The following is a 4,603-nucleotide window of genomic DNA, read 5'->3' on the forward strand; positions in this document are numbered from 1 at the left end:
ACCGGATGGCGTGCCGGTCGAGCCCGGCACCGTCGCTCCGCTGATCGATGCTGCCGCCGCCCTGTTGGCCACCTGGCTGGAACAGCAAAACCTGGCCGCGCCGGCCTCGCTCACGCTGACCCGCAGCGCGCTGCGCGAAGCCGGCGCCTTCGTCTGGGAGTGGGACATTCGCAGCGACGTGCTGGGCGACATCGACGAAGGCGCGCTGATGCTGGGCTACGCCCCGCACCAGATCGGCAACACCCAGGCCGACTGGACCGCGCTGATCCACCCTGACGACATCGCCCAGGCCGAGGCCGCCTACCAGGCCCATTTACGCGGCGACAGCCCGCTCTACCGCACCGTCTACCGCGCCAAGGCGGCCGATGGCCAGTGGCGCTGGCTGGAAGAGCGTGGCCGCATCGTCGAGCGCGACGCCAACGGCCAGCCGCTGCGCATGTACGGCACGCAAGCTGACGCCAGCGTCGAAAAAGCGCTGGAGCAGGCCCGGCGCGACCAGCTCGCCGCCGAAGCCGCCAGCGCCGCCAAGACCCGGTTGCTCTCGCACATGAGCCACGAGCTGCGCACGCCGCTGAACGCCGTGCTCGGCTTTGCGCAGTTGCTGGAAATGGGCCGCCAGCCGCCGCTCTCCGAAGGCCAGCGCCGCCAGATCGGCCAGATCCGCCAGGCTGGTGAACACCTGCTGGCGATGATCGGCGACCTGCTGGACGTCTCTCTGATCGAATCCGGCCGCATGTCCATGCAGCCCGCACCGCTGGCGCTGGCCCCGCTGCTGGCCGACGCGCTGGCGCTGGTCCAGGCGCAAGCCCAGGCCGCCGGCATCACGCTGCACCTGGCACCGCCGCCCGAAGACGCCACCGTTCAGGCCGACCGCACCCGCCTGACCCAGGTCCTGATCAACCTGCTCGCCAACGCCATCCAGTACAACCGGCCCGCCGGCAGCGTCACGCTGTCGGCCGAACTGGTATCCGACGCGAACGCCTGGGTCATCGCCGTGCAGGACACAGGCCTCGGCATCGCCCCGGACCGCATGCGCCAACTCTTCCAGCCGTTCAACAGGCTTGGCCGCGAGCACGGGCCGGTGCCCGGGGCCGGGTTGGGACTCTCGCTGTCGCTCAGCCTGGTGCAGGCGATGGGTGGGACGTTGCAGGCGAGCAGTGATGCGCAGGGAAGTCGGTTCGAGGTGCGCTTGCCTGCCTTGCCGCCCGGGCCAGCCTCATGAAACATGCCGGCCCCGAAACGCTGACTTTGATCGCGCCGCTGCTGTCCGACATTCGCGCCTTGCCCGGCCTCACGGAACGCAAGCCCGGCATCTTCTACCGCCGCGGCGAGGCCTGGCTGCACTTCCATGAAGACCCGGCCGGGTTGTTTGCCGACGTGAAATTGCCGCCCGCCAAGGGCTTCACGCGCCTGGCAGTGGACACGCCGGAACAGAGGTCGGCATTGTTGGCATGTTTGGCCGGGCAGTGGCGCGCATGAGCACGTCAGCGTTGTTGCTCAGCGTGCTGTTTGGCGCCATCGGCTCCGGCTATTTCCTTTACGGGAGAAAGCAGCAGGCCGTGGTGCCCTTGCTCTGCGGCCTGGTGCTGATCGTGATGCCGTATTTCATTCCGAATGCCGCGCTGCTGGTCGTGGCGGGCGTTGCGGTGTCGGCCATTCCCTATTTCTACCGAATCTAGCCAACGGTCGCGGGTGGCGGGTCACCCCAGAAACTTGCGGGCGCGCAACCAGGCTGCGTACTGCTCGGGCCACTGTGTGGTCTCCGTGCCTGGCCGGCCCATGCCGAAGCCGTGTTTGCCATTGGTGAAGCGGTGCATCTCGACGGGTACACCGGCATCGCGGCAGGCCTGGGCCATGATCAGCGTGTTGTGAGGATCGGAGATCGGGTCGTCCTCGGCCTGCGCGAGGAACATGTCGGGGCAGCGCGCACGCACATGCGTCTGCACGGACCACTCGCGTGCTTGCGCCTGGGATGGGTCCTTGCCGACAAGCACCTTGCGGGTCGAGGTCTTGTCGTAGGGCGCCTCCAGCGTGATGACGGGGTAGATGAGGGCGCAGGCATCGGGCTTGGCGGACTGCTCGTCGACGCTGTCGATCGCGGTGTAGGACGCGAAGTCGGACCAGGCCGATGCCAGGCCCAGCAAATGGCCGCCCGCTGAGAATCCGAGCACACCCACTTTTTGAGGATGGACACCAAAGCTTCGCGCATTCGCACGGATGAGGCGGATGGCCCGTTGCGCATCCTGCAGCGCGCAGGCAGTGCCGGCGGCCCAGCCTTCGCCTGGCAGCCGGTAGCTCAGGACAAAGGCCGTGATGCCGCGCGCCGCCAGCCAGGCAGCGGCCGGATCGGCCTCCATCGCCATCTCGATGCGCTTGTAGCCGCCGCCAGCCGCGATCAACACGGCTGCGCCATTGGGTTGCAGCGGGGCGATCCGCGTCAGCGAGGGGCGGCCGATGTTGCTCACCGCGCCCTTCTTGTCGGTGATCGCCTCGCCGCCGGGGCCGCCTCCGCCGGGCGGGTTACCTGGCCACAAGGTCAGTTGCGCTTCGTTCGGCGCAGCAGCACGCGCGGCTCCCAGAAACGGCGCGAATGCGGCCGCGGCCATGAGGCTTCGGCGCGTGAGATGGGCAAGAGGGGCGGACAAAATTTCTCCTGTGGACGCGCCGGACGACGATGGCGCGCTCGGCGTTGAATGAACGGCTGCGCCTCGCGTTCCGTGCACGCAGCATCGCCCGAAGCCGCTTGGCCCGTGAATCTTGACGTTTTTCGGTTCAGCGATTCGCCGTGCTTTTCCTGTAGCGTTCGCCCCCGTGGTTCAGGTTTGGAGAAGGGCCGGTTTGACCCACGGCCTGCCAGACCTGCGGTTTCCCCAACACCCCGACCTGAAGGCCCATCCATGAAACACGCCGTCGTCCTCCTGCTCGCCATCCTGGTGTCCGCGCAAGCAAGCGCGGCCAAGCCATGCGAAGAACTCAAGTCCGAGATCGCCGCCAAGCTCGAAGCCAAGGGCGTGACGAACGCAGTGCTCGAAGTCGTGGACAGCGACAAGGTGGGCGGTGCGAAGGTGGTCGGCAGTTGCGAGGGTGGTGCCAAGAAGATCACGTACGCGAAGAAGTAGCGCCACCACGGCAGCCGCACCCCGCGAGCTTGGGCTGGCGCTACATTTCCAGCAAGACCGATTGATGCGGTTGTCATCACCCAAGCGAGCCTCACCATGTCGACACTCGAACGCGCCATCGAAATCGCCGCGGCCGCCCATGCCGGACAGGTCGACAAGGCCGGCCAGCCCTACATCCTGCATCCGCTGCGTGTGATGTTGCGGGTCAGCGGCGAGCATGCGCGCATGGCCGCGGTGCTGCACGACGTGGTGGAAGACACCGACGTGACACTGGCGCGGCTCGCGGCGGAAGGCTTCGCGCCCGAGGTGGTCGCGGCCGTCGAGGCCCTGACCAAGCGGCCCGGCGAAACCCGGATGGCTGCCGCCGCGAGGGCTGCGGTCGACACCATCGCCCGCAGCGTCAAGTTGGCGGACAACGCCGAGAACATGGACCTGAGCCGCATTCCCAATCCCACCGAGAAGGACCACGCGCGGCTGGAGGAATACCGGGCCGTTCGTGCCCTGCTGCTGCAGGCGGAAGGCGCACCTCCTGCCTGATCGGCGCGGATGCGTTGACGCCTTGTTACGCCCGCAACCCCCTGAATGGGGAGCGATTCGCGGCATCGCCGTCGCAGCCGCAAGTTAGAGTCTCAGCCCGTTCGAGATGACAAGAGGGCAGGGGCAGGTGACGCTCGCGCAACACAAGAAAAAACTGATCGCCGTGGGTGCGGTGGTGCTGCTGGGCGTGGCGGCTGCCGCGGTCTGGCTGGGGCGCAGCCACTTTGCCGGGCGCATCAATGCGCTGGGCGTGGACCTGCAGCGGCCAGCCGCTTATGTGGCCACGCCTTCGCTGGTGAAGCTCTCGCAGGACCTGGTGAAGGCGCCGGTGCTGCGCGAGCTGCTCACCGAAGACTTCACCTTCTACTACGAGGCCCACGAGGACAAGCTGGGCCTGGCCGGGGCCATCCGCCGCATTGCCTACGAGCACGACACCAAGCTCAGCGACGAGCTGCTGACGCTCGCACTCGACCAGCCGGCCGAGGTCGCGCTGTGGGCCGACGACCGCGGCGCCGCGCGCCACTGGGCGCTGGCGATGACCCGCGACACGCTGGCCAAGGCAGTGCAGGGCCTGGCCACGCTGGCGCTGGACGACAAGCAGCTCAGCGTGTTGGCCGAGGTGCCGCTGGCCCGCTTCGGGCGCGACAAGCTCACCGTCTACGCGCTGACGCTTTCGCCGCGGCGCACGCTGGCGCTGGCCGCCAAGGGCAACCGCGTGGTCGTGCTGTCGGACCCTGGCCTGCTGTTCGACGACGAGCGCAACCCCGACGACCACGCCGCCGAAGTCCTCAGCGCGCTGCTCTCAGGCAGCAGTGGCGACCAGGGCCTGTGGCGCCGCCACTTCGGTCTTGCCGGTGCACCGGGTGCGGACCACACACTGGTCGCCAGCGGCCCGCTGCTGGCCTTCGGTTACCAGCATTTCTTCCCGGCGTTGAAGGCGCTGCGGG

The 4,603-nt window shown here is 68.1% G+C and carries 7 protein-coding genes; 6 read left to right on the top strand and 1 reads right to left on the bottom strand.

Annotated elements, in window-relative coordinates; translation table 11 throughout:
* From FKP22_RS21720 to FKP22_RS21730, 3 genes are all read left to right on the top strand, one after another.
* The coding region (locus tag FKP22_RS21720; protein ID WP_141289775.1) for a PAS domain-containing sensor histidine kinase at positions 1-1,222 on the top strand (1,222 nt) is incomplete at its 5' end.
* A 26-nt stretch (positions 1,223-1,248) separates the two neighbouring features.
* Positions 1,249-1,479: a hypothetical protein gene (locus FKP22_RS21725; RefSeq protein WP_141289776.1), complete on the top strand. Its 231-nt coding sequence runs from the start codon at positions 1,249-1,251 to the stop codon at positions 1,477-1,479.
* Complete coding sequence (locus FKP22_RS21730) at positions 1,476-1,679, top strand: hypothetical protein (protein WP_141289777.1); 204 nt, start codon at positions 1,476-1,478, stop codon at positions 1,677-1,679. Before FKP22_RS21725 ends, FKP22_RS21730 begins: the two co-directional genes overlap by 4 nt.
* Positions 1,680-1,700: 21 nt before the next feature.
* On the opposite strand, the gene FKP22_RS21735 is transcribed toward FKP22_RS21730, so the two are convergent.
* Positions 1,701-2,606, bottom strand: coding sequence for an alpha/beta hydrolase (locus FKP22_RS21735; RefSeq protein ID WP_141289778.1), 906 nt, complete (start codon positions 2,604-2,606; stop codon positions 1,701-1,703).
* Positions 2,607-2,897: 291 nt separating this feature from the next.
* On the opposite strand from FKP22_RS21735, the gene FKP22_RS21740 reads away from it, so the two are divergent.
* From FKP22_RS21740 to FKP22_RS21750, 3 genes are all read left to right on the top strand, one after another.
* The gene (locus FKP22_RS21740) at positions 2,898-3,119 is read left to right on the top strand and encodes a DUF1161 domain-containing protein (protein WP_141289779.1); all 222 of its coding nucleotides are present in this window, start codon (positions 2,898-2,900) and stop codon (positions 3,117-3,119) included.
* Between the two features lie 96 nt (positions 3,120-3,215).
* Complete coding sequence (locus tag FKP22_RS21745) at positions 3,216-3,656, top strand: HD domain-containing protein (protein ID WP_141289780.1); 441 nt, start codon at positions 3,216-3,218, stop codon at positions 3,654-3,656.
* 127 nt (positions 3,657-3,783) lie between these two features.
* On the top strand, positions 3,784-4,603 hold an 820-nt coding region (locus FKP22_RS21750; RefSeq protein ID WP_170201004.1), incomplete at its 3' end, for a DUF2138 family protein.

Source organism: Ideonella azotifigens (genome assembly GCF_006519715.1).
In the GTDB taxonomy this organism is placed as follows: domain Bacteria; phylum Pseudomonadota; class Gammaproteobacteria; order Burkholderiales; family Burkholderiaceae_C; genus Ideonella; species Ideonella azotifigens.

Bases quoted from the DNA above. Each gene is read 5' to 3' on its own strand.
- FKP22_RS21730 (WP_141289777.1), top strand. From the start codon at position 1,476: ATGAGCACGTCAGCGTTGTTGCTCAGCGTGCTGTTTGGCGCCATCGGC.
- FKP22_RS21735 (WP_141289778.1), bottom strand. From the start codon at position 2,606: ATGGCCGCGGCCGCATTCGCGCCGTTTCTGGGAGCCGCGCGTGCTGCT.
- FKP22_RS21740 (WP_141289779.1), top strand. From the start codon at position 2,898: ATGAAACACGCCGTCGTCCTCCTGCTCGCCATCCTGGTGTCCGCGCAA.
- FKP22_RS21745 (WP_141289780.1), top strand. From the start codon at position 3,216: ATGTCGACACTCGAACGCGCCATCGAAATCGCCGCGGCCGCCCATGCC.